Here is a 484-nt window from a genome sequence, read left to right as displayed (position 1 = left end):
GAGTCGCCACGAGTCGGCCGCTGGCCAGCGATACGACCGTGTCCATCTCAAATGGGAATACTGCCGCTGACCCGACCGCCAACAACGCCGCGGCCGCGAGGAGCGCAACAACCGCTCCGGTTGTACCGAACCGGCTGGCGTTGGGAACGACAACCAGCGGCACAAACGATGCCGCCAAGATGGACATTCCGACGACCAGTGACCGCCCGTTGCCCCACCGTCGGGCAAACCAACGGGTCAAGCGCAGCTGCCCACCCACCGCTACAACGGCAGATACTACGAACACAGCGGCAACTAGCGCCGCGGAGTGATTGGGTGCGATAGCGGCCGCGTGTAGCGGCAAGGCCAGATAAACCTGAAAGTTCAGAACGTACGAGCCGATCATCGCCACGGCAAAACACACGAACGACCGGTTCGCCAAGACACTACGCCAGCCGTCGACAACGGACGTCTTCTCTGCTGCTGCCGCCGAATTGTGCTGGGG

1 pseudogene is annotated in these 484 nt (G+C 62.8%); it reads right to left on the bottom strand.

What is annotated here, in order from left to right:
* A pseudogene (locus IMZ11_RS43900) lies at positions 1–421 on the bottom strand (MFS transporter); the annotation flags it as partial.
* Between the last annotated feature and the right edge of the window lie 63 nt (positions 422–484).

The sequence above is a fragment of the Microtetraspora sp. AC03309 genome, from assembly GCF_020826795.1.
Taxonomy (GTDB): domain Bacteria; phylum Actinomycetota; class Actinomycetes; order Streptosporangiales; family Streptosporangiaceae; genus Microtetraspora; species Microtetraspora glauca.
Note: the sequence above shows the minus strand (reverse complement) of the source record. Positions and strands in the feature narration are given on the sequence as shown.